Raw genomic sequence first — 20,691 nt, forward strand, 5'->3', positions numbered from 1 at the left:
AGACCGGCCGGGCCCAGGTCGCGCTGACCCTGGCCGAGGTGCCCGACACCCCGGACCGCTGGGTGGTGCTGCGGGCCGGCGGCGCCCTGGTGGCGACCTTCCCGACCGCCCTGCACGGGGTCGACCTGCCGGTGATGTTCGCCCTGTCGACGGAGACCGAGGAGTGACCATGCAGCCGTTCTACGAGTACCGTCACCTGGTCGGCTTCGAGGAGACCAACCTGGTGGGCAACGTCTACTACGTCAACTACCTGCGCTGGCAGGGTCGTTGCCGGGAGATGTTCCTGCGGGAGATGGCTCCGGAGGTGCTGGAGGACATCCGCGCCGACCTGAAGCTGTTCACCCTCAAGGTGGACTGCGAGTTCTTCGCCGAGATCACCGCCTTCGACGAGCTGTCGATCCGGATGCGGCTGGAGGACCTGACGCAGACCCAGGTCGGCTTCACCTTCGACTACGTCAAACTGCCCGAGGCGGGTGGCGAACTGCTGGTCGCCCGGGGGCGGCAGCGGGTGGCGTGCATGCGCGGCCCGAACAACGACACCCGGCCGACCCGGGTGCCGGAGGCGCTGCGCAAGGCGCTCGAACCGTTCGCGGTCGCCCCGAGCAGCTCCGCCGGACGGGCCGCCCGGCCCGTCCTCGTCCCGAGCGAGGTGTAGCCGATGACGTCCATCGACAGACTGCCCGTGGGCCGGCCGACCGCCGACCGGCCGGCCCGGGAGCGGAGCGAACTCCGCGGCGTGCTGGGCCGGTTCGCCACCGGTGTGACCGTGCTGACGGCCGGCCGGGCCGAGCCGCGGGGCATGACGGCGAACTCCTTCACCTCGGTCTCGCTCGATCCGGCGGTGATCCTGGTCTGCGTGCTCCGCACGGCGGCCGTGCACGAGACCATCCTGGCCGAGCGGGCCTTCGCGGTGTCGGTGCTGTCGGGCCCGCAGGAGAAGGCGGCCAGGCACTTCGCCGACCACCACCGGCCGCGCGGCACCCAGGAGTTCGACGCCGTCGAGACCGTGCCGGGACGGTACACCGGGGCCCCCGTCCTGGTGGGCGCCCAGGCCTGGCTGGAGTGCGAGCTGACCGCCGAGTACGACGGCGGCGACCACTCGATCTTCCTCGGCTCGGTGCTGGACCTCGGACGCGAGCCGGCGGACGACCCGCTGCTGTACTTCGCCGGCGGCTTCCACCGCCTGGGCGACTGACCGCAGTTCACGAGAGGCCGGTGTCTCCCGCACGGGAGGCACCGGCTTTCCGGCTTTCCGGCTTTCCACGCAGAGCGCCCGGCCGGGAAACCCCGGCCGGGCGCTCTGCGTAGGTACGGCTCAGTCGATCGGGTGGACGGTCATCGGCAGCCCGCCCTGCACCCGCAGGGTGAGCATCGGCTCCGGCTTCGGTACGTACCCCGGGGCCTTCGCCAGGTTCAACTCCCGTACCACGGCGGCGATCACCACGGTGGCCTCCAGCAGGCCCAGGCTGCTCCCGACGCAGTAGCGCGGTCCAGCCCCGAACGGGATGTAGCTGTAGCGGTGCCGCCCGGCGGCCCGGCCCGGCGCGAAGCGCTCCGGATCGAAGCGGTCCGGGGCGTCCCAGAACTCGGGGTGCCGGTGCAGCGTGTACGGGCAGATCAGCACCTCGGCGCCGGCCGGGACGTGGAAGCCTCCGATCTCGTCCTCCTGCTGGGCCTTGCGCGGCAGGATCCAGACCGGCGGGTAGAGCCGCATCACCTCTTCCAACACCATGGAGGTGTAGGTCAGTCGGTGCAGGTCCTCGGGGACCGGCTGGCGGTCGCCGAGCACCTCGACCACCTCGGCCCGGACCTTCTCCAGGACCAGCGGGTGCTGGTCGAGCAGCAGGAAGGTCCAGCTCAGCGTGGAGGCGGTGGTCTCGTGCCCGGCCAGCAGCAGGGTGACCAGCTCGTCCCGCATCCGCTGCCGCCGGACCGCCTCGTCGGGCTCGGCGGCGGTCGCCTCGATCAGCCGGGACAACACGTCGGTGCCGTCGGCGCTCGGGTGCGCGGCCCGCTCGGCGGCCAGCCGGGTGGTGATCCGCTCCAGGTCCGCCCTGGCCCGCCGGAACCGGCGCTGCTGGGGCAGCGGCAGCCAGGACGGGACGGCACTGAGCGACATCATCTCGAAGATCGCCTGGTCCTGGACCACCTCGAAGGACTCGCCGATCGAGTCGTACACGCCGAGGTCGGCGTCCAGCAGGGTCCGGCCGAGGATGCCGAGGGTGAGCTCGGTCATCTCCTCCCGGATGTCCACCGGACCGGTGCCCGCCTTGGCCCGCAGCCGGGCCACCAGCTTGGCCGCCTCCTCGGCGATCACCCCGGTCTGACGGGAGATCCGCTTCGGTTGGAAGACCGGCTGGATCACCTTGCGCTGCGCCCGCCAGAGGTCGCCCTCGCTGGTGAGCAGCCCGTCCCCGAGCGCCCGCCGGGCGTGCACCAGGCCGATGCCCTTGTGGTAGTTGGCGGCGTTGTCCGCCAACACCCGCTTGGCGTGGTCGGGGTGGTTGAAGAAGAACAGCGTCTTCGGCCCCAGCGGCAGCCGGACGGCGTCGCCGTAGCTCAGCGCCGCCGAGGTCATCACCGAGAGCCGGTCCCTGGCCATCTTGGCCAGCAGGCCGACGGCCCGGGAGGCGGGCGGCCCGGGCGGCAGCCGCCGGGCCCGCGCGGGCGCGCTCACGCGGTCACGTCGCGCTGCTCGGCGAGCTGCGCGGAGATCCGCTGCCGCCACATCTCGTAGGCCGGCACCGGACCGTCGGGGCCGGTCGCCGGGCGCGCCTTGTCGCACAGCGCGGCCGCCTCATGGGGCGTCAGATCGCAGAAGAACCGGGCCGCCAGCTCGGTGTGCGAGGTGACCAGCCCCGCCTCCACCCGGGCGGTGGCGGCGAAGGCGGACGCCTGGGCCACCTGCGGGCGGTACTTCGCCGCCCGCTCCCAGAACACCTGCAGCTCGGCCTGGTCCCCGCCGCCCGCGTACGTGGCGGCCAGCCCGGCCCCGCTGTAGAGGTCGGGCCGCCGGTGCGCCGGGAAGCGGTCGAGCAGGTCGGCCACCCGGTCGGGCGCGGTGCCCGCGACGAACCAGCAGGCGCGGCCGATGCCCTGGTCGATCGCCCGGTTCCGGTAGTCGGCCGAACCGTCCACCGGCCACGGGAAGTTCGGCTCCTGGTAGTGCTCGTGGACGTACTTGCGGGTGTGGAAGTACGCCTGGTGGAAGCCGTAGCCGTCCAGCACCAGCCAGCGCAGCAGCGGGTCCGGCGGGGTGATCGCGGCCCAGCGGAACCGGGGCAGCCGGGCCATCGGCCGGATCCTCGCCGACGCCGACGTAGGCCATGTAGCTGTGCTGACGGCCGCGACCCGCCAGCAGCTCGGCCACCTTGCGGCCATTGCCGAATGGCAGTCCGTCCAGCATCGCGCAGCCCATCGCGGCACCCTCGTAGGCGAATCCGCGGAACTGGTCGGGCACGCCCTCCAGCCGGGCTTCCGCCTCGGCAATGGTGCGCGCCTCCATCACGTAGGCGTAGCCGGTGAGAAAGGTCTCGCCGACCGTCTCCAGCAGTTCCCGGGATTTCACGCTCTTCTCGTGGAATCCCCGCTTGGAGAGCTTCGTTTCCGAATGATCTGGGGTCAGAATTCGGCGCCTGAGCGCACGCCAAGAACCCGCCATGGTTCCCTCCGGAGAATCGGGCTGCCGAATGGGCGCAGCTGTCCAACCGAAATCCTGGCGTCCTGGCGGGTTTCCCGCCTACTCCGAACGTGCCCTGCCGAGGGCACGTGGGAAGAAGTCGGCCACTTCGCAGACACCCAGAATCAAGCCGTCCTGTCCTGAACACCCGACCGGAAGAGCAGCAAACGTGAGCGATCTCCGCGCCGTTCCGACATCCGCCACAGGAACCCCTCCAACCTCACTCTTCGTCAACGGCACCTTCCCGCGCCGCCGAGGACTGCTGGTGCTCCTCAGCGTCGGCTTCGCCCTGTTCCTCTCCTACGCCTGGTCCGCGAAGTTCGTGGACACCGAGATCGGGACCACCACGGCCAACGCCCTTCTCGGCCACGACGCCCACAGGACGCCGATCGCCGGGATCGCGACCGGCGTGGTCTTCGCCTTCGTCACCGGCCTGGCCGGCTCCTTCACGGCCTGCAACATCGCGGTCTTCGGCGCGGTCGGCCCGATGATGGGCGAGCTGACCAGCCGTCGGGATCGGTTCCTGCTGATCGTCAGGCCGCTGGGCTGGATGGCGGCCGGGATGATTCCGGTCTCCGCCGCGTACGGCGCGCTGGTCGGTTTCGTCGGCACCCGGATGCCGCAGTTCTCCACCGCCCCGACCCAAGGACCCGCTGGGCCCGATCTCCCGGCGCTTCCCGAACGCACCGATGCTGGTGCTCGGCGCCCTGGTCGGCGGCTTCCTGATCGGGCGCCCCTACCCGCTCTTCCGCGACCTGTTCCGGCACGCCGCGACCACCCACAACCCGCTGTACGGCGCGGCCGCCTTCACCCTCCAGTCGGTCGGCAACATCGTGGTGATGGCACTGCTGGTGCTCGCCCTGGCGTACGGTCTGGGCGGCCGGCTGCAACGGTGGCTGAGTGCCTCACCGGGCCGGGTGGCGGCCGTGACGGCGGCGGCCTTCATCGTGGCCGGCGTCTTCACGATGGTCTACTGGGACGTGCGGATCCTCGGCCGGCTCGACTACATCTGGTGGCCCACCGCACCCTGGAACAACTGACGGACGGTCAACGGACGGCGGGCCTGGGCATCAGCGCTCAGGCCCGCCGTTCGCGTGCCCGCACCATCGAGGCCTGGGTGCCCGCGGGCTCGCCGCCGGCGCCCATCAGCAGCCCGGCCACCTGGGCCTCGAAGCAGGCGTCCGCGTCGTACGGCGGCACCAGGTAGCCGCCGAACTCCAGGGTGACCAGGCCGTGCAGGGCGATCCACAGCTGGTGCGCCACCGCCTGCGGGTCGCCGGGCGACAGCCGGTCGGCCGCCATGCACCGGGCGACCGCGCCGACCAGGGTCTCCAGCGTGTAGCGCCCGTGCTGGCGGTCGTCGTCGGTCAGCGAGAAGCCGCTGAGCACCGACCCGCCGAACATCACGCTGTAGAGGTGCCAGTGCTCCCGCGCGTTGCGCCGGTACGCCCAGCCGAGCGCGCCGATGTCGGCCACCGGGTCGGCCGTCTCGGTGACCTCGGTGAGACTGCGGTTGAGGTAGCTGAAGCCCTCCCGGACCATCGCCCTGACCAGGTCGCCCTTGCCGCCGAAGTGCGTGTAGACGGCCATCGTGGAGGTGCCCACCTCGGCTGCGAGCCGACGGGTCGACAGCGCCTTGGGCCCCTCCTCGGCGAGCAACTTGGCGGCAGCTCGCAGGAGTTGGGGGGCGAGAGTCGGGTCGATCTGACGGGGGCTCACTCTTGACATCCTCTCACGACAGCAGGAACCTTTGCAGAACAGAGTTATATAACGCCGATATGCAAGGGGACGCCAGATGACCACCCGTCGCACTCATGGCACGTCGCACCTGCTGACCAGCGGCTACCGCCCCGTCACCGAAGAGGTCACCGAGCACGGCCTGCCGGTGCTCGGACAGCTCCCCGCCGGACTCGACGGCACCCTGCTGCGGATCGGCGCCAACCCGCTCGGCCCGTCCGACCCCGCTGTCGACCACGCCTTCGCGGGCGACGCGATGGTGCACGGGCTGCGCCTGCGCGACGGCCGCGCCGAGTGGTACCGCAACCGCTGGCTGCGCACCGACCGGGTCACCCGCGCGCTGGGTAAACTGCCCACCCCCGGGCCGGCCGCGGGGCTGTGCGACAACACCAACGCCAACCTGGTCCGGCACGCGGGCCGCACCCTGGCCCTCGGCGACGGCGGCGCACTGCCCTTCCAGCTGGGCGAGCAGCTGGAGACGCTGGCCCGGCACGACTTCGACGGCACCCTGCCGGCCGGCTTCGCCGCCCACCCGGTCACGGACCCGCTGACCGGCGAACTGCACGCCGTGGCCCACCAGTTCGGCCAGCCGCAGCTGAGCTACCTCACGGTGGACGCGGACGGCCGGGTGAGCCGGGCCGAGCCGATCACCGTCAAGGGCGCACCGATGGTGCATGCCTTCTCGCTGACCGACCGTCACGCGATCATCTACGACCTGCCGGTCACCTTCGACCCGAGCGCGGCCGCGGCCGGCTCCCGGGTCCCCTACACCTGGGACGAGGGCCACGGCGCCAGGATCGGCGTGCTGCCGCGCGGCGGCCGCGACGCGGACGTCCGCTGGCTGGAGATCGACCCCTGCTTCGTCTTCCACCCGGTGAACGCGTACGAGCAGGGCGACCGCACGGTGATCGACGTGATCCGGCACGAACGGGTCTTCGACCGCGACCCACTGCACCCGGCCGAGTCCACCCCGGCCCTGTGGCGGTGGACCGTCGACCACCGGCACGGCACCGTGCTGGAGCGCCGACTCGACGGCCGCGCCCAGGAGTTCCCCCGGATCGACGACCGCTACGCCGGATCGCCGTACCGCTACGCCGTGACCGTCGGTCTGCGGCCGGGCCAGGGCGCCGCGCTGGCCGGGCCCGAGCTGCTCCGCCACGACCTGCTCACCGGACACACCGAGGTGCACCGGGTGGAGCCGGGCCGGGAGGCGGGTGAAGCGGTCTTCGTCCCGCGCGGGGCGCACGCCCCCGAGGGCGACGGCTGGCTGCTCAGCCTGGTGCACGACGCCGCCACCGACCGGAGCGAACTGATCGTCCTCGACTCGGCCCGCTTCACCGGACCGCCGGTCGCCGTCGTCCCGCTGCCCGTCCGGGTGCCGCACGGATTTCACGCGCAGTGGGTGGCGAATTCTCAACTGTGAGCCCGGCGTGGACCGGCGCGCACCATTGCGGACATGACACCACATCGCTAGGCTCGGCCCCTAATGCAGCAGCACAAATAGGACATCCACCCATCGGGAATGGAGAGATTCCTTGCATGACGCTGTCGAACGGGCCGTCGAAACGATGTGGGAGCGGTTTGACGAGCCCCTGACCCTGAACGATATCGCGGACAGCGCGATATTGAGCAAGTTCTACTTCTCACGGGTATTCCGCACACTCACCGGCACCTCACCCAGTCGATTCCTGGCTGCCATCCGCCTCTGTATGGCGAAAAAGTTACTGTTGGAGACGTCGGCCAGTGTCACCGACATCTCCTTCATGGTCGGGTACAACAGTCTCGGCACATTCACCAGCCGTTTCACCCGCAGCGTCGGCGTCCCGCCGGCCAGGTTCCGGATGATGTCCGAACTCGGGATGGACGCCACACCGAGCGCGCTGCGCCCGGCCGGCCCGACCGGACACAGCGGCTCCGTCCAGGGCGAGTTGTACGTCCCCGACACCGAACTCCCCATCCGGATCTACGTGGCGGCCTTCAAGGAGTCGATCCCCGAGGGCCAGCCGAAGGCCTGCGACGTCCTCGACCGGACCGGACCGTACCGGCTGACCGGGCTGCCGGACGGCCAGTGGTTCGTCCGGGCCGCCGTGGTCTCCAGGGCCCCGGTGGAGCCTCGCCCCTGGGTGCGGCAGCCGCTCTTCGTCGGCTCCTCGCACCTGCCGGTGGTGATCTCCGGCGGCGGGACGGTCGAGGCCGATGTGATGACCCGTCCGCTCGGCAAGCTGGACATCCCGATCCTGTTGGCGCTGCCCGAACTCGACGGCAGGCAGCTACTGGAAGTGCCGCGCCCGGCCCAGCGAGCCGTACAGCTCGCTCGTGCTCCGGGCATCAGAAGATCCGGCTGACACCGGACCGAACCACCCGGGGCGGCCCCAGAACCGTCCCCGCTCAGCGAACGGCGTCGGCGCGCACCGCCCCTGGAAGTCCACCCCGGGGTCGAAGCTGTGGATCATGCCCTCCAGCACCAGCAGCGACAGCAGCGGGAACGCGAACTCCGCTGCGGCGAAGATCCCGAACCGCCGCTGCAACCTGAACAGCCGCGGCGCGAACGCCGCGAGGTTGAACTCGGCCGCCACCACCGCCGACGCGTCCCCGACCAGCTTCTCCACCTCGGTCCGGAACGCCTCCCGATCGAAGTCGGCCGGCACCCGCGCGGCACTCTCGATCACGATGTCCGCGCACCGGCGGCCCTCCCCGAGCGCCATCCTGAGGAAGAACTCCCCGAAGTGCCTGCGCACTTGGTCGGGCAGCCGGACCACGAACCCGGCATCCAGCAGCACCACGTCCCCCGCCGCGTCCAGCCGCAGGTTTCCCGGGTGCAGGTCGCAGTGCACCAGCCCGTCCAGGAAGAGCATCTGGTAGACCGCGCGCAGCACCCGCTGCATCGCGTCCCGGCGCTCCTCGGGGCGGTACGGCTCGGGACGGAACTCCCGCAGGTCGTCCAGGAATTCCATCACCAGCACCTGGTCGCCGCCGAACCCCTCGATCGGCTCGGGCAGCCGTACGCCCTTCACCGGGGCCAGGTTGGCGCGCAGCTGCGCCAGCGAGTCCCGCTCCGCCGCCAGATCGGCCTGGGCCAGCACGGCCGTCCCGATCTGACCGAGCATCTCCTCGGCCGGCAGCCGCCGCAGGCCGGGCAGCCGTCCGGTCGCCCGGGCGAACGCCCCGGCCAGCCGGAAGTCGCTGCTCATCACCGCCACGATGCCGGGCCGCCGGATCTTGACCGCCACCACCCGCCCGTCGGTGAGCACCGCGCGGTGCACCGTCGCGATGCTGCCGCTGCCCACCGGCTCCCAGTCGAACTCGCCGAACGGCCAGCTCTCCTCGGGGCCGAACTCCTCGACCAGCACCGCCGTGAGCTCCTCCCGCGAGGGCGGCGGCACCGTGTCGGTCAGCCGCCCCAGCTCGTCACACCACTGCTCCGGCAGCAAGTCCCGCCGGGTGCTGAGAAGTTGGCCCACCTTGACGTAGAACGGGCCCAGCTCGGTCAGCATCTTCGGGGCCCGCTTCGCCAGCCGCGCGGACACCGACCCTCCCCGGCCCGGCCGGAACACCGCCCCGCCCAGGGCGGTGACGGTGTGGCACCGCGCGCCGGCCGAGGCCGGACCTGTCTGTGCCCGCGTCACCCATGGGGCTCTCCCTCGTCAGCTGTGCCCAGCGCCGACTGCTTCAGGACGGCCCTACAGATACTCAGTGCCAACGGCCTGCCGGACTTCTCCTGACGTGCCGTTCTGCGACACCGGAACGCTCAACGCCCCTGCACGGCCTGCTCGGTCGGCTCCTCGGGCGGGCTGAACGGCCACCAGGTGAAGGCCGGCAGCCAGCGCTCGGCGGGCCCGCTCCAGGACAGTGCACCGATCTGGCCGGGGGTTCGCCGCCCGGTGAGCGACCGGAACACGTCGTGATGGTGCCCGCCCACCGTCACCCCGGGCTCCCCCGGGCCGACCAGCCACTCCTGGCCGCCCGCCCGCACCCGCAGCGCGGGCAAGCCCAGCTCCGCCACGGTGAGGCCCATGCCCAGCGCCACCAGGTCCAGCGAGCCCGGGTAGGCGGGGTGGTCGACCGGCACCGGCTCGCCGATCGCCCGGCACAGGTCGAGTTCGTGGGTCAGGGCGTCCATCGTCATGATCGGGCCGCGCAGCCCCTCGGTGAGCGGCGGCAGCAGCGCGGACAGCGCCGTCCACCGCTCCAGCAGCTCCGGCACCCCGGCCGCGCCGTCCGGGTCGGGGTGCCGCAGCGGCAGCACCTGGGTCCCCTGGGTGACCTGCCGGCAGACGTCCACCAGATGGTCGATCAGATCGCGGACGGTCCACCCGTGACAGGCCGGGACGGCGACCTCCGCCAACTCCGGCCTGCCGCTGAGCAGTCCGATCACGTTCTCCCTGACCCGGTCGTAGCCGAGTCGGGGCGGCAGCCGCTCCCAGCCGCCCGGGGCGAGGCGGTCGGCGGTCATCCGCGCACCCCCGCCACTGCCCCGGCCGCCGCCCGGCCCGCCTGGGCCCGGGTCAGATGCCCCCGGGCGTGCAGCCAGGCGATGGTGTCGGTCATCGTCTCCACCAACGGCCTTGGCCCGATGCCGTGTTCGGTGCCGCCCTCGGCCGGGGCCGCCACCGCGCAGGTGTAGACGGCGCCGTACTCGGCCGGGATGTGCCAGGGCCAGACGTGCTGCACCGCCCCGGTCAGCAGGCCGAACGGCAGCATCGCCCTGGCCGGCAGGTACATCGCGGGCAGCTTCCGCCCGGTGGACTCCCGGACCGCCTGGACGTACTGGCGGGTGGTCAGGAAGTGCTGCGGGCCGAACTGCCGCGCCGCCCCACCGGCGGTCCCGGTCACCAGGGCGGCGTGCATCGCCGCCGTGTCCCGGACGTCCCCGACCGGGAGGCCGCCGGCCGGCCAGAGCGGCATCAGCCCCCGTAACTCGTTGCGCAGCCGCGCGTTCTGGTCCCCCAGGTACGGGTCGTGCGGGCCGAGCAGCGCGGGCGGGTAGCTGATCACCACCGGGGCACCCTGCTGCTGGTGTCGGCGGGCCACCGCTTCGGCGGCCGCCTTGGTCGCCAGGTACGCCTCCCGGGGCCGGCCCACCGGCGACCCGGTCCGCACCGTCGGCCCGTCGGCCGGGAACAGCGCCCCGACGCTCGGAGTTCGGTACCGCGCACGTTGGTGCGCCGCATCTCGCTCCGGCGGCGGCTGTCGAAGGAGTACACCGAGGCCGCGTGCAGCACCACCTCCGCGCCGTTGACCGCCTTGGCCACCGCACCCTCGTCCGTGACGTCGCCCACCACCAGTTCCAGCCGGCCCGGATCGACGCCGAGCGGCACCAACGACCGCCCCACGGCGGCCGGGTCACGGACCAGCAGCCGGACCCGGCACCCCGCGCGCAGGACGGCCGCGACCGAGTGGGCCCCGACGAAGCCGGTGCCCCCCGTCACGCAAACCAGCATGAGAACTCCTCTCGACGGCCCGGCGAGCGGCGCGGCCGTCCCCGGCGGTCCGAGCGGCCCAGCGGCGATCGCGTCCGGCCCGGAGTCGGGCAGGCACCGCAGCCATCCTGGGTCTGCCGGGCCCGCCCGGACTTCTCACAGCGTGCTCCAGAACGTGGTCGGTTCTGCGACGAGGCGGCTACGGGTGTAGGGCCTGTCTCACAATTCGCGCCGGATCAGGCCGGGTCGTTCGGGGCGTGCGATCGGCGTGCGGCCGAGGCGCCCTCGTAGCGGAGCTACTTGGGTGTTTCGGCCGTGCGGCGAGCGTGCGTGCCGAACGACCCCGCGTGGCCCGTCCGGTCAGGCGAACTTGAGCCTGGTCGGGTCGGTCCAGCCGGTACCGACCACTCGGGAGGTCCCCCAGCCCGAGACGGTGACGTCCGGGTTGGGCCAGGCCAACAGATCACCGTTGTCCTGAACTCGGACCAGGTCGTCCCGGTGGTCTCCGTCCAGGTCGGCGAAGAACACCCGCGACGGGTCGGAGAACCCGGAACCGATGACCCGGTCGGCGGCCCAGGTCGCGCCCAGAGCATTGACGTTGACCCAGGCTCGCAGGTCACCGTTGCTCTCGACGCGCACGAGGTCGTCCCGGCCGTCGGCGTTGAGGTCGGCGAACCGGACCCGAGCGGGATCGGCGAAGCCGGTGCCGATCTGGCGCTGGGTTCCCCAACTGTTGTTGATGCCCGCGATGTTGGGCCAGGCCTGCAGGGTGCCGTCCGCCTCGATCCTGATCAGGTCGTCCCGGCCGTCGCCGTCCAGGTCGGCGAACCGCAGGCGCGCCGGGTCGGGGAAGCCCTCGCCCACCTTGCGGCCGGTCCCGTAGCCGTCGTTGAGGCCGTCGCTGTTCGGGTATCCGCGGAGTACGCCGTCCGGCTTGAGGTAGATGAACTCCTTCTTGCCGTCCCCGTCGAGGTCGGCGAAGAAGGCCCTGGCCGGATCGGTCGAGGTGCCTGCGGAGTACCGCTCCGGGCCCCAGGCGCCGTGCATGCCGTCGATGTTGGGGGCACCCCAGAGCGCGCCGTCGGACTTGACCCGGACGGTCTCGGCCCGGGAGTCACCCGTCATCGACGCGCCCTTGCCGGCGATGCCGAGCCCGGCGGTCACCCGGCCGTCCCACCGGAGAGTGCGGGTGAAGGCGGTGCCGTCGGTGGTACGCATCGTCCAGAGGTTGGTCTGGGTCGCGGACACGCGCTCGACCAGGACCGCCTCGTCGGGGCCGGTGTTGTCGACGTTGGCCGTGGACGGCTCCAGCCTGTTCCAGTCCAGCGCTTCGGACGAGCGCTGCACCTCTGCGGCGAAGGAGTCACCTGCGACGTTTCCGGTGCTGGTCAGCGTCCGGAAGGCGGTCTGGTTCGGCGCGGTGTTGTAGAACTCCCCGAGGTCGTCGCGTCCGTCACCGTTGAAGTCGCCGGCGACCGGCTTGAGCTGGTTCCAGTCCGAGCAGCCGCTCTCCTTGACTCCGGAGAACCCCTGGGCGAAGGAGCCCCGGGTGCCGGGCTGACGGAAGGTGTCGATGCTCCAGTCGCAGTTGCCGTCCCAGCGGTAGAGGACCGCGATCTCCTGCCGCCTGTCCGGCGCGTTGTCGAAGTCGCCGACGACGGCCTTGACGCGGTCCCAGCAGAACCCGTTGACGTTGCTGGCCCAGGCCGGCTGAGTGAAGGAGCCGGTGAACGCCGTGCCGGTGGAGTAGTACACCCAGAGCTTTGTCAGGCAGCTGCCGTAGTTGTAGTACAGACCGAGGTCCGCCTTCCCGTCGCCGTCGAAGTCACCTGCGACCGGCTTGATGTTGCTCGTGAACCAGCCGGGGTTGCTGCCGGAGTCCAGCGCGGGGGCGGTCGGCGGCTGGTAGCCGGTGCCGTCCGACCGGTAGATCCATCCGGTGATCCGGCCGCCGGTCTCCTGACGGATCATCGCGAGGTCGGTCCGCCCGTCACCGTCGAAGTCACCGCGCACGGTCTGCACGTCGGAGGCCGCGTACCCGTTGTTGATCTCGACGCCGACCGGCGGGTAGCTGCCCGTCGCCGAGGCCTGCCAGGTGTAGACCGAGGTCTGGGTGGCGTTGTCGGAGAAGACCGCGGTGGTGTCGGCGAGCCCGTCGCCGTTGGCGTCGCCCCGTCGCCCGGGCGCGCTGTTCTGGTTGTAGGCGGCCATCACGTCGAAGGACGCGGTACCGAGGCTCTCCTGCCCGGCCCGGTTGACCGCCTTGACGAACAGCCAGGTCGGGTCGCTGGTCCACTGGGTGACCGGGATCGTCGCGGTACCGTCCGGGCCGGCGGCCACGGTCATGGTGAACGCACCCTGGCGGGTGCCGTACCGGTACCTGACGATGCCGGTGTCACCCGGTGCCGGGCTGAGCGTGACGGCCCTGGCGGTGCCCATCGGCACGCCGAACTCGCCGCAGGCGGGCGGATCGCAGCGCGAGCTGACCAGCGGGGTGCTCGCCGCCCCCAGGTCGATCTCGAACTCGCAGCCGGGAGCCGACGCGCCGCTCCACGCCAGACCGTCCCAGGTGGACGCCCGGTAGGTGTAGACGACGCCCGCGGCGAGCGTGCCCGCCGGGACCGGGGCCCAGGTCTGGGCACCGCCGCTGGCCACCGACTGCGCCGGGTTCTGGCCGGCCGGAGGGTCGGAGTAGACCGTCGCGCCGTCGCTCTTGCGGACGACCTCCAGGCGGGCTCCGACGTTGTCGCCGTTGGGGTCGGAGAGCTTCGCCGTGAACTGCGGTGAGGTGGAGGTGAGATAGGTCCGGTCGGGCCCGGTGGCGCAGGGCTTGGACGGGACCATGGCCAGCGCGGCGGGAGCGCTCGGGGCGTGGTTGTACTCCACCACGAGCCGCGTCTCACCGGGGGTCAGCAGCTTGTAGACGCCGCTGGTCGCGGTGTTGATGCCGAAGGTGATTCCGTTGGACCAATTGTTGCTCGCCGCTTCCTGCAGCTTGGCCCGGAAGGTCTCGTTGCTGGGGAAGTACAGCCCGTTGGCGTCCCCGCAGCCGAACGCGGAGGACATCCAGCCACCCCAGCCCGAGTTCGACCAGGTGGCGTTCTGCGGGACCTGGGAGTTGATGTGCAGGTTCATCGCCGTCGAGGCGTCGCAGTTGGTCGCGGAGTTGACCACCACCTTGAGCTGGGCGCTGCGGACGGTCGAGCCGAAGATCGGGTCCACCCAGAAGCGGAAGATCCCCCGCCACTCGCGACTGCCGTCGGGCCCGACCTTGATGGCGTTGCCCTGGACGCCCCAGTAGTTGGTGGTGGTGTGCTGGCTCTCGAAGATGTTCCAGTCCCACATCGGGCGTTCGAGGTAGGTCGGGTCGATCACCAGCGGGAAGCGGGCGGCCGGGTCGGTGAGCATCGCCCGGTCCGGCACCACCTCCAGCTGACGGTCGGTCACCTTGACGGCGACCTTGGCCTGCCTGGCTTCACCGGCCGGTACAGGTGTGGCCCGGCGATCCGCGGCCGGCGTGTCCCACATCACCGGATCGGCGGAGGCGAAGACCGCGTTGCCGGTCGAGTCCTTGGCGGTGAGGGCGCCTGCACCGTTCACCTCGGTGGTCAGACCGGTGTTCGTCAGGCCGAACTTGACGCTCTGCAGGGCCGGATTCTTCGCCGCCGTCGCGTTCTTGACGACCAGGAGGTGGCTGAAGCCGCTCGAGGTCGCGTGCAACACCAGGTCGGTGCCCGGGAACACGTCGGCGTACGTCGCGGAGTCACCCTCCAGCGTGGGCTTCGGCAGGGCGGACGGCCAGCTGAGGCCGAACTCCTTGCCGTCCTTGGTCATCCGTACCAGCGGGGCGGTGCCGCCACCGGAGAACACCAGGTCGGTGGTGGCCGCCTTCGGAGCGACCGTCCCGTCCGCGCGGGCGGCCAGGGTGGTGTCGACCGGTATCCAGGAGTTGCCGTGCCTGACCCGGACGGCGGTCGGCGCGAACTCGGCGGTCAGATGACCGTCCGGATTCGCGAACACCTGCGCCGCCTCGGTCCGCCGGTCGAGCACCTCGACCCGCTTGCCGGAGTGCTTCGCTGCTGCCACCGCGTCAGTTTCACTTGCGGCAACGGTGGCTGCGACTTTAGGGACCGGGGCGGCGGCCGCCTCGGATACCGGCAGCGCGGTGAGCGGCATGATCGCGGCAGCGACGATGCTCGCGGTCACCGCAGCCAGTCGGCAGCGTTTCGCTGATGCCATGGGTGCGATGGCTGCGCGACTACTTCTCGTTGATGGCACGAAATTCTCCTACTGCCAGGTCTTGAACGAAATTTGCTTGCCCACGAGCGGAAGCCCAGGGGCCTCCTTTCCACTCCGGGCCGCAGTCCCGGCGAATGTCTTGATGTACACGACGCCGATCTGGTAACCGTGTCCATTCGGTGTGTCCACCTCGAACCACCGTTCCTCGGCGCTGTAGACGTACTGTGGGTGATCCCAGTGCACGTTCGAGCCGTCCTTCACGTAGGTGAACGTGCCGCCCATGGTCTGCTTGGTCTTGACCCCGGCCTTGAACTTGCCGCTCAGGTCCACCCCGCCTACTGAGCCGCCGACACTCGTCTCCATCTCGGCGGAGAGCTCGGTCTCGGCGCTGTAGTTCATGGCCCTGCCGTCGACCACGTAGACAGGTGCATTCATCGTCACGGTGTCGTCGATTTGGGGAGCGCCGTTGTACAGGTCCCATCGGCGTAGCGTGTACTGGGATTTGAGCATCTGCAGGCCGAGATCGGGAACATAAACCGGAACGAACAGCGCAGGAGCGATCGGCCGAGGTACCTGCGGGTGCCGCCGCGCATCCGTGGGATCGTCCGGCACGGTCATGTAGTTCTGGCTGTAGTCCATCTGGTTCTGGCCATGCTTCGAGTGGTCCTCGTTGACCGGGCGGCCGGTGTCCGGGTCGAGGGGGATCATTCCGGTGGGGTCGCTGAGGGTGGCCGGGCTGTTGTTGGCGTAGGCGTAACCGTTCAGCTGTTGTGGGTCGTTGGAGTTGGTCACCGGGTCGTCGGAGATGAACCGGCCGAGGGCCGGGTCGTACTCCCGGGCGTCGAGGTGGGTCAGACCCGTGGAGGCGTCCTTGGTCTTGTTGAGGAAGCCGTGGTCGTCCGGCCAGGTGATCGGGGCGCCGCGGTCCTCGCCGAAGGGAAGGGACCTGCGTCGGGTCACCGCGAGGGTGGCCGCGTCGAACGCGAGGGTCGAGGTGCCGTGTTGGTCGCTCGACAGCCAGGACACCGCGCCCGCGCTGGTCCGCATCGCGAGGACCCGGGAGCCGAGCCCGTAGTAGCGAGTGCCCGTCACCGAGCCGCCGGACAGGCGGAGTTCGGTGCCGCCGACGTAGAGCGTGGTGCCGGTGGGGTCCTTGCGGAGCAGGCGGGTGCCCTCCGCGTCGTAGACGTAGTCGGTGGTGCTGGTGCCCGCGACGATCCGGGTGACCTTGCCCTCGGCGTCCCAGGTCAGCTGCTGGCCGGGGCGTGCCGTGGTGTTGCCGGTCCGGTCGTAGCTGTAGGCGTCGGTGCGTGCACCGCTCGGTCCGGTGGTGGCGACGGAGCTGAGCAGGTCGGGCTGCAGCTGGCCGGCCGCCGGGTAGGTGTAGGTCTGGTCGGTGCGGCCGGAGCCGAGCCGCAGGGCCTGGGTGGCCCGGTTGCCGGCCTGGTCGTAGGTGTAGGAGGCCCAGTACTTGACGGGGTCGTTGGCAGGCGGGGTCACCGGGTTGGCGCAGGTGGCCGTGGACGGCGTCCAGGCCTCGGTGAGGCGGCCGAGCTGGTCGTTCCGGAAGCACTGGTAGTCGGCCGGCACACCGGTGGTGGCGCCGGGCTGGTCGAAGATCGAGGTGACGTTGCCCGCCGGGTCGTACGTGTAGCGGGTGTCGCTCTGGGTCTTGCCGGCCACCTCGCGGTCGGTGACCGTCCGGGTGAGCCGGTGGGTGGCCTGGTCGTACTCGTTGCTCAGCCAGACCGACTTGCCGAGTGCGCCGAGGCTGACCTGGGCGATCTCGCCGAGCGGGGTGTAGGCGGCGTTGCGGACGTACGTGGTCTGAACGGCGCCGGTGCCGTCCTTGGCCTCCAGTCGGGTCGGGTTGCCGAAGACGTCGTAGCCGTGGTCCAGCTTCTCGGCCGGCAGACCGCCGACGGCGGGCTGGCTGGAGGTGGCGATCTCGCCGCCGGCCAGGTAGGTCATCGACACCGGGTAGGTCCCGGCGAGGGCGCCCTCGGTGGCCGGGATCGTCACCGAGGTGCCGGTCGGCCGGTAGCCGGCGTCGTAGCCGGTGGTGCTCAGCACGTACTGGGCGGAGCCCACGTACCGGGTGGCGGAGCTGAGCCTGCCCAGCGCGAGCGTGTCGAACTGCCAACTCGCCCGTAGCGGACCGGTCGTGGAGCCCTCGCGCAGCGAGACCTTGCGGCCGCCCGCGTCATAGCCGTAGTACAGCGATCGGTTCTCCGCGTCGGTGCTGGAGAGCCGTTGGCCGGCGTCGTCGTAGCTGAAGGTGGTGGCGCCGTGGTCGGGATCGGTCGACCTGACGGTCCGTCCGCGCAGGTCGTACTCGGTGCCGAACACCCGGCCCGCCGGGGTCGTCACCGAGGTGGCGCGGCCGAGGCGGTCGAATCCGTACCGGGTCACGTCGGAGCCGGTCGGTGTCAGCTGGTCGAGCTCGACGGTCTGGCCGCGAGCGTCGCGGACGGTGGTGGTCGCCGTGCCGCCTGCGGGAGGAGTGACGCTGACCCGGGCGCCGTCGTAGGCGGTGAGGGTCTCCCACTTCTTGACGTCGGAGCTGTACAGCGCCGAGGCGGTCGCGCGGCCCGCGCCGTCGAAGACCGTCCTGGTCTGACTGGGTACCACCGTGTCGGCGACGACGGCCAGTTCGGTACCGGGGGGCGAACTGTTGTAGTACGCGCCGTTGGACTTGACCGCCTGGCCTCGCGAGTCGTACACGGTGTCGGTGATCGTCCGACCGCCGGCCGGGGTCGGTGACTGGGTCTGCCGCGGCCGGGCCAGGCCGTCGACCAGGGAGTAGCCGGTTCGGTACGTGCTGTCGGGTGCGAGCGCGAGGGTGGTGACCACGCTGGCCTTGCCGTTGGTGTTCAGCGCGTAGCGGTACTCGCTGTTGGGCCCGTCCACCGCCTTCTGACGCCCCGGCAGCCAGACCTTGCGGGTGCGGCCGAGCGGGTCGGTCTCCGTGTCGGTGCGCTTGCCGTTCGCATCGGTCTGCGCGACGGCCGCGCCCCGGGCGTCCGTCTCGGTGGTGACCGCGTGGCCGAGCGGGTTGGTGACCTTGACCCTGGTCGGGCCGGTCAGGTACTCGGTGGTCGTGGTGCGGTCCAGCGCGTCGCTGCTCGACGTCGTGCGGCCGAGCGCGTCGTAGGCCGTCCGCCCGGCCACCGTGTACCCGGGGGTGCTGCCGTTCCAGCCCGACAGCACCTCGGACCGGGTCAGGTCGCCGATCGTCGGAGCGGTGCCGAAGGCGGTGGCACCGTCGTAGTAGCTGCGGGTGTCGGCCAGCACGTCGGCCGGGACCGGGCTGTCGGTGCAGGCACCCGCGACGGTGACCACCCGGCTCGGCCTGTTGACCAGCCAGCGGTCGGTGTTGCGGACGTAGCCGGTGCGGGTGCACCGGTCGTCGTCCGTGGTGCCCAGGTCGCCCTGGTCGAGCGAGTCGAGCACCGTGCCGTACGTGCTGTCGTAGGTGGTCTCGGTACCGGTGCGCAGCGCGACCGTGCCGTCGGCCTTCGCGGTCCGGGTGCGCGTCCTGGCCACGCCGGTGAGGCGCGCGGTGTAGGTGCCCCAGGGGCGGACCCTGGTGGCGGTCGGGTCGGACACCCACTGGTCGTTGATGGTGCCGGTGACCTCCTTGCCGCCGGCGCCGTTGTAGGTCACGCTCTCGCGGACCGTGCCCGCCAGCTGCGCCGCGTCCGGCACGGCGACGCCCTCGGTGTCGGTGACGCTCGCGGCGCGGGTGCCCGAGGGGAGCTTGTCGCCGTCCATGCCGCGGAAGTACGTGGTCTCGGTGGAGGACCGGGCGCCCTCGGCCTGGTTGCCGCCGATCACTCGGACCTTGCCGTAGCCGCGCCACTGGGACCAGGTCTTGCGCGAGGCCGGCACCAGGCCGTCCTCGCTGTCGTAGTGCCAGGCGGGCGTGCCCAGGTACTCGTAGGCGGTCTCGACGGGTGTGGACTGGTCACCGGTGAGGTTGGCGTTCTGCACGACCCTGGTCACCACGTACTTGTGGAAGTACTCCAGCTTCGGCTGGCCGTCCTTCTCGTACAGGGCGGGCAGGCAGCGCCGGGTGTTGCCGTCGGGCGAGGCGGGCAGGTTGCCGGCCGAGCAGTCCTTGTCGGAGTAGGTGACGGTGAGCGTGCCGCCGTACTCGTTGCGGATCGCCTTGATCCGCCACCAGTTCATCAGCGGGCCGTCGGTCTCGTTGACCCGGTTGGGCATCTGCACACCGTCGAAGACCACCTCCGGCATCGCCAAGGTGCCGCCGAGATGGCCGGTGTGCGTGATGCCGTCCAGCCAGAGGCTCGCCGGGGTGCCGTCACCGTTGCTCGGGAACGACTGGCGCAAGGTCCAGGAGTCCACGTCGGCGTACGCGCTGCCGTTCCACACCTGGGCGACCACCCGGGCGAGACGCTTGCGGGTCCAGAACGACGGGCCGGTCTGCTGGCACGGACCCGCACCGCAGTCGAGCGTCACGGGGGTGTCCGGCAGGCTGCCGGTCGGGCCGGTGCGGTCGGCGGTCTCGAAGACCACCCGGGCGGCGGCGGTACCGGCGACGCCGTCGCGCCTGCCGTACTCGATCTGGGCGAGCTGTCCGCCGCGGACGTACTGGGTGCCGGCCGTGGTGCTGTTGTTGCGCGCGTAGTAGTTGGTCTCGGGCGTGTAGGTGTACACCATCGCGTTGCCGTGGGTGTCGACGACGTAGTCCAGGTTCCACCGGTAGGCCTGGGTGCAGCTCGAGTCCGCGAACGCGGCCTTGTTGCAGGGCTCGCCGCCGTTGTTGCCGAACACCGGGACCGTGTACGTCGACTTGGTGTCCGGGCGGGATCCGAAGTGGTACCTCGTCCCGTCCCGGGAGGTGACCATCCAGGACTCGCCGTTGTCGTCCCCGTTGGCCGTGCCGGTGAGGCGCTGCACCCTCATTCCGTTGTCGTTCTTCAGACGCCAGGTGGTGCCCGCCTGGTCCACCGGGACGAGTTCACCGGCCGCGCCGTCCATGGAGAGCGTCGCGTTGTCGGTGCCCCAGCACAGGTCCTGCGTCTTCGCCTGGCCGTTGTTCCCGCCGAGGTCGTCCGAGCACGCCTTGTAGCGTCGCTCGATGCTGCCGGGCGCGAGTTCCCAGCCCTGCCCCGCCCAGGAGGGCTGGTTGTTGGTGGCCGCGGTCCGCCCGTCCACGCCCTGGGAGGAGTAGGCCAGCGCGAGAGTGGGCGCCAGAGCGCCGTCCACCGGTGGCACGGGCATCGGGTAACTCCAGGAGAAGTCACCCGAGGAACCGCCCGCGCTCCAGGTCCCCGACGAGGAGAGCGGGGTGACGGCGAAGCTTCCTGACGGGGCGTCACCCGCTGTGGTGGCCGCCGCCAGGCCCGAAGTCTTCAGCTGCGTCGGCTCCTTGGCGACGTGCTTGGACACGTCGGTGGGTGCGACGGCCTTGGGCCGGGGTGTGGAGACCGGCACCGACTTGGGGGCCGCCACCCTGGACGGGGCCAGATCCTCACCCGCCAGGGCCGGCGTCGCCTGCAGCACACTCGCGGGCAGCGCCAGCGCGAGCAGCGCCACGCCGAGCACCCTCGGCGATCTCCTCCCCCGTGGTCGAGGAAAGACTGAGAACTT

General features: G+C 71.2%; 14 protein-coding genes and 1 pseudogene. 5 read left to right on the forward strand and 10 right to left on the reverse strand.

The features are described 5' to 3' along the window. The first annotated feature begins 169 nt into the window (after positions 1-169). Positions 170-655, forward strand: coding sequence for a thioesterase family protein (locus tag ASC99_RS24705; RefSeq protein WP_057235830.1), 486 nt, complete (start codon positions 170-172; stop codon positions 653-655). 3 nt (positions 656-658) lie between these two features. Beyond that, entirely contained in the window at positions 659-1,195 is a 537-nt protein-coding gene (locus tag ASC99_RS24710; RefSeq protein ID WP_057235833.1) for a flavin reductase family protein, read from the forward strand. A 120-nt stretch (positions 1,196-1,315) separates the two neighbouring features. On the opposite strand, the gene ASC99_RS24715 is transcribed toward ASC99_RS24710, so the two are convergent. The 3 genes and pseudogenes from ASC99_RS24715 to ASC99_RS41085 form a co-directional block, all read right to left on the reverse strand. Then, entirely contained in the window at positions 1,316-2,677 is a 1,362-nt protein-coding gene (locus ASC99_RS24715; RefSeq protein WP_057235836.1) for a cytochrome P450, read from the reverse strand. Beyond that, positions 2,674-3,661 (reverse strand): annotated as a pseudogene (locus tag ASC99_RS24720) (DUF1702 family protein). Before ASC99_RS24720 ends, ASC99_RS24715 begins: the two are co-directional and overlap by 4 nt. A gap of 318 nt (positions 3,662-3,979) precedes the next feature. After that, positions 3,980-4,312: a hypothetical protein gene (locus ASC99_RS41085; RefSeq protein ID WP_235583119.1), complete on the reverse strand. Its 333-nt coding sequence runs from the start codon at positions 4,310-4,312 to the stop codon at positions 3,980-3,982. A 56-nt stretch (positions 4,313-4,368) separates the two neighbouring features. On the opposite strand from ASC99_RS41085, the gene ASC99_RS41090 reads away from it, so the two are divergent. Further along, positions 4,369-4,719: a hypothetical protein gene (locus ASC99_RS41090; protein WP_235583120.1), complete on the forward strand. Its 351-nt coding sequence runs from the start codon at positions 4,369-4,371 to the stop codon at positions 4,717-4,719. 37 nt (positions 4,720-4,756) lie between these two features. On the opposite strand, the gene ASC99_RS24730 is transcribed toward ASC99_RS41090, so the two are convergent. After that, positions 4,757-5,398 (reverse strand): TetR/AcrR family transcriptional regulator, encoded by a 642-nt coding sequence (locus tag ASC99_RS24730; RefSeq protein WP_057235839.1) that lies wholly within the window; start codon positions 5,396-5,398, stop codon positions 4,757-4,759. Positions 5,399-5,474: 76 nt separating this feature from the next. Between ASC99_RS24730 and ASC99_RS24735 the strand changes: the two genes are divergently transcribed. Both ASC99_RS24735 and ASC99_RS24740 read left to right on the forward strand, forming a co-directional pair. Further along, a complete protein-coding gene (locus tag ASC99_RS24735) occupies positions 5,475-6,839 on the forward strand; it encodes a carotenoid oxygenase family protein (protein ID WP_057235840.1) in 1,365 nt (454 codons plus the stop codon). 145 nt (positions 6,840-6,984) lie between these two features. Continuing rightward, positions 6,985-7,761, forward strand: coding sequence for a helix-turn-helix transcriptional regulator (locus tag ASC99_RS24740; RefSeq protein WP_057236041.1), 777 nt, complete (start codon positions 6,985-6,987; stop codon positions 7,759-7,761). Here the strand turns inward: ASC99_RS24740 and ASC99_RS24745 are convergent. The 6 genes from ASC99_RS24745 to ASC99_RS24765 all read right to left on the reverse strand — a co-directional run bounded on the left by ASC99_RS24745 (position 7,687) and on the right by ASC99_RS24765 (position 20,646). After that, the gene (locus ASC99_RS24745; protein WP_057235843.1) at positions 7,687-8,943 is read right to left on the reverse strand and encodes an AarF/ABC1/UbiB kinase family protein; all 1,257 of its coding nucleotides are present in this window, start codon (positions 8,941-8,943) and stop codon (positions 7,687-7,689) included. The two genes, ASC99_RS24740 and ASC99_RS24745, sit on opposite strands and share 75 nt — an antisense overlap. Before the next feature lie 221 nt (positions 8,944-9,164). Continuing rightward, positions 9,165-9,869 carry a maleylpyruvate isomerase family mycothiol-dependent enzyme gene (locus tag ASC99_RS24750; RefSeq protein ID WP_057235845.1) on the reverse strand — a complete coding sequence of 235 codons (705 nt, stop codon included), beginning with the start codon at positions 9,867-9,869 and terminating at the stop codon, positions 9,165-9,167. Then, on the reverse strand, positions 9,866-10,498 hold the full coding sequence (locus tag ASC99_RS39830; RefSeq protein ID WP_200948409.1) for a hypothetical protein: 633 nt from the start codon (positions 10,496-10,498) through the stop codon (positions 9,866-9,868). The genes ASC99_RS24750 and ASC99_RS39830 overlap by 4 nt, the downstream gene beginning before the upstream one ends. Further along, positions 10,408-10,845 carry an NAD(P)H-binding protein gene (locus ASC99_RS39835; RefSeq protein ID WP_200948410.1) on the reverse strand — a complete coding sequence of 146 codons (438 nt, stop codon included), beginning with the start codon at positions 10,843-10,845 and terminating at the stop codon, positions 10,408-10,410. The genes ASC99_RS39830 and ASC99_RS39835 overlap by 91 nt, the downstream gene beginning before the upstream one ends. A 351-nt stretch (positions 10,846-11,196) precedes the next feature. Continuing rightward, on the reverse strand, positions 11,197-15,042 hold the full coding sequence (locus ASC99_RS24760) for an FG-GAP-like repeat-containing protein (protein WP_157531725.1): 3,846 nt from the start codon (positions 15,040-15,042) through the stop codon (positions 11,197-11,199). 81 nt (positions 15,043-15,123) lie between these two features. Continuing rightward, positions 15,124-20,646 carry an RHS repeat-associated core domain-containing protein gene (locus ASC99_RS24765; RefSeq protein ID WP_057235850.1) on the reverse strand — a complete coding sequence of 1,841 codons (5,523 nt, stop codon included), beginning with the start codon at positions 20,644-20,646 and terminating at the stop codon, positions 15,124-15,126. Positions 20,647-20,691 lie beyond the last annotated feature (45 nt).

Source organism: Kitasatospora sp. Root107, from assembly GCF_001424875.1.
GTDB lineage: Bacteria > Actinomycetota > Actinomycetes > Streptomycetales > Streptomycetaceae > Kitasatospora.

Excerpts from the sequence above, each read along its gene's own strand:
- ASC99_RS24705 (WP_057235830.1), top strand. The coding sequence starts at position 170 with ATGCAGCCGTTCTACGAGTACCGTCACCTGGTCGGCTTCGAGGAGACC.
- ASC99_RS24710 (WP_057235833.1), top strand. The coding sequence starts at position 659 with ATGACGTCCATCGACAGACTGCCCGTGGGCCGGCCGACCGCCGACCGG.
- ASC99_RS41090 (WP_235583120.1), top strand. The coding sequence starts at position 4,369 with ATGCTGGTGCTCGGCGCCCTGGTCGGCGGCTTCCTGATCGGGCGCCCC.
- ASC99_RS24735 (WP_057235840.1), top strand. The coding sequence starts at position 5,475 with ATGACCACCCGTCGCACTCATGGCACGTCGCACCTGCTGACCAGCGGC.
- ASC99_RS24740 (WP_057236041.1), top strand. The coding sequence starts at position 6,985 with ATGTGGGAGCGGTTTGACGAGCCCCTGACCCTGAACGATATCGCGGAC.
- ASC99_RS24750 (WP_057235845.1), bottom strand. The coding sequence starts at position 9,869 with ATGACCGCCGACCGCCTCGCCCCGGGCGGCTGGGAGCGGCTGCCGCCC.